At 64.6% G+C, this 2,151-nt stretch carries 2 protein-coding genes and 1 pseudogene; 1 reads left to right on the plus strand and 2 read right to left on the minus strand.

Features of this window, described 5'->3' with window-relative positions; translation table 11 throughout:
* Positions 1 to 516: TonB-dependent receptor plug domain-containing protein (locus H0U68_RS09170; protein WP_296354822.1), on the minus strand; the 516-nt coding region annotated here is incomplete at its 3' end.
* A 234-nt stretch (positions 517 to 750) separates the two neighbouring features.
* On the opposite strand from H0U68_RS09170, the gene urtA reads away from it, so the two are divergent.
* Positions 751 to 2,025 carry an urea ABC transporter substrate-binding protein gene (urtA, locus tag H0U68_RS09175; RefSeq protein WP_296354824.1) on the plus strand — a complete coding sequence of 425 codons (1,275 nt, stop codon included), beginning with the start codon at positions 751 to 753 and terminating at the stop codon, positions 2,023 to 2,025.
* Between the two features lies 1 nt (position 2,026).
* Here the strand turns inward: urtA and H0U68_RS09180 are convergent.
* Positions 2,027 to 2,151 (minus strand): annotated as a pseudogene (locus tag H0U68_RS09180) (IS630 family transposase); the annotation flags it as partial.

A 2,151-nucleotide genomic window follows, 5' to 3' on the forward strand; every position in this document is an offset into this window, starting at 1 on the left:
GCGCAGCCCGCCGCCGCCGAAGCCGATGGAGGCGCGCGGCGCTACAGCGCGGGTGAAGATGTGCACCAGGCCGGCCAGCGCCTCGCCGTGCACCACGCTCACGTTGCCGCGCACGATCTCGATGCGCTCCACGTCGGCCGCGGACAAGGTGTTGAGGTCCACGGCGCTGCCGCGCGAGGACAGTGGATCGTTCTGCCGCACATGGTCGATCAGCACCACCACGTGGCTGGGGTCGGCGCCGCGCAGAAAGAGCGAGCCGAAGCCGCCGCTGCGCGCGCCCCGGTCGGTCACGACGCCGGCCTGGCGCGACAGGATGTCGGCGACGCTGCGGTCGCCCAGCACGTCGAGCTCGGCGCGGGTGAGCACGGTCACGTGCTGGCTGGCGGACGCTTCCGTCTGCGGCAGCAGGCTGGCGCTGATGCGCACCTCGGGCAGGGTGGCGCCGGCGGCGGCGGGAGCCATCGTCTGCGCGTGAATGGGCGAAACACCCAGCAAGGCCATGCCCAGCACGGGCATGGCCGATCTCCTCCAGGGCATTCGCATGCCTCCCCTGTCTGTCTTTGTTGTTGTCGGTGCGCAGTATCTGCACGCGCTGGCACAGGGTCAAGCTGTCAGGGTTGACAGTGCCAGGGCCATGTAAGCCGGACGGCCTCATACGCCATCCGCCGTATTCCTGTGCAGCCCGGCAGTTCCCAGAATGGACTCCTCGCTTCTTCTTTCTTCTTCTTCCTTCTTTCTGGAGCCGCGCACATGCAACGTCGATTCACCCTCAAGGCGCTCACCGCCGCCGTCGTCCTGGCGGGCGCCGGCTTCGCGCCCGCCCATGCCGCCGACACCATCAAGGTCGGCGTGCTGCACAGCCTGTCGGGCACCATGGCCATTTCCGAAACGGTGCTCAAGGACACCGTGTTGATGGCCATCGAGGAAATCAACGCCAAGGGCGGCGTGCTGGGCAAGCAGCTGGAACCCGTGGTGGTGGACCCGGCGTCCAACTGGCCGCTGTTCGCCGAGAAGACCAAGCAGCTGCTGACGCAGGACAAGGTGGCGGTGATGTTCGGCTGCTGGACCTCGGTGTCGCGCAAGTCGGTGCTGCCGGTGGTGGAGGAACTCAACGGCCTGCTGTTCTACCCGGTGCAGTACGAGGGCGAGGAGCTGTCCAAGAACGTGTTCTACACCGGCGCCGCGCCCAACCAGCAGGCGATTCCCGCGGTGGAATACCTCATGAGCAAGGAAGGCGGCGGCGCCAAGCGCTTCGTGCTGCTGGGCACCGACTACGTGTACCCGCGCACCACCAACAAGATCCTGCGCTCCTTCCTGAAGTCCAAGGGCATCGCCGAGGCCGACATCATGGAGGAGTACACCCCCTTCGGCCACAGCGACTACCAGACCATCATCGCCAAGATCAAGAAGTTCTCCGGCGAAGGCAAGAAGACGGCCGTGATTTCCACCATCAACGGCGACTCCAACGTGCCGTTCTACAAGGAACTGGGCAACGCCGGCCTGAAGGCCAAGGACGTTCCCGTGGTGGCCTTCTCGGTCGGCGAGGAAGAACTGCGCGGCGTGGACACCAAGCCGCTGGTGGGCCACCTGGCCGCCTGGAACTACTTCATGTCGCTGAAGAACCCGACCAACACCGAGTTCACCAAGAAGTGGGCCACCTACGCCAAGGCCAAGGGCATCGCCGGCCACAAGGACAAGCCGCTGACCAATGACCCGATGGAAGCCACCTACATCGGCGTGTACATGTGGAAGCAGGCCGTGGAGAAGGCCAAGTCCACCGACACCGACAAGGTGATCGCCGCCATGGCCGGCCAGACCTTCAAGGCGCCCTCGGGCTTCACCGCCAAGATGGACGAGAAAAACCACCACCTGCACAAGCCGGTGTTCATCGGCGAAGTGAAGGGCGACGGCCAGTTCAACGTGGTGTGGAAGACTCCCGGCCCGGTGAAGGCCAAGCCGTGGTCGCCGTACATCGAAGGCAACGACAAGAAGCCCGACGAGCCGGCCGGCAAGAGCAAGGTCTGACCTAGTGTCCTGTCCCGATAATACGTGAGCAAAGTCGATGCAGCTTTTCAAGGATCGAATCGGCGGTCGCAGTCCATTTGAACGGCTGACAGTTTTGGTTGTGAGCGTTGACGAAATGGTCGATGC

It is taken from the genome of Ramlibacter sp., assembly GCF_013697775.1.
GTDB lineage: Bacteria > Pseudomonadota > Gammaproteobacteria > Burkholderiales > Burkholderiaceae_C > Ramlibacter.

What these genes read in the sequence shown, in the direction of transcription:
- urtA (WP_296354824.1), top strand. Translation starts at nt 751, where the DNA reads ATGCAACGTCGATTCACCCTCAAGGCGCTCACCGCCGCCGTCGTCCTG.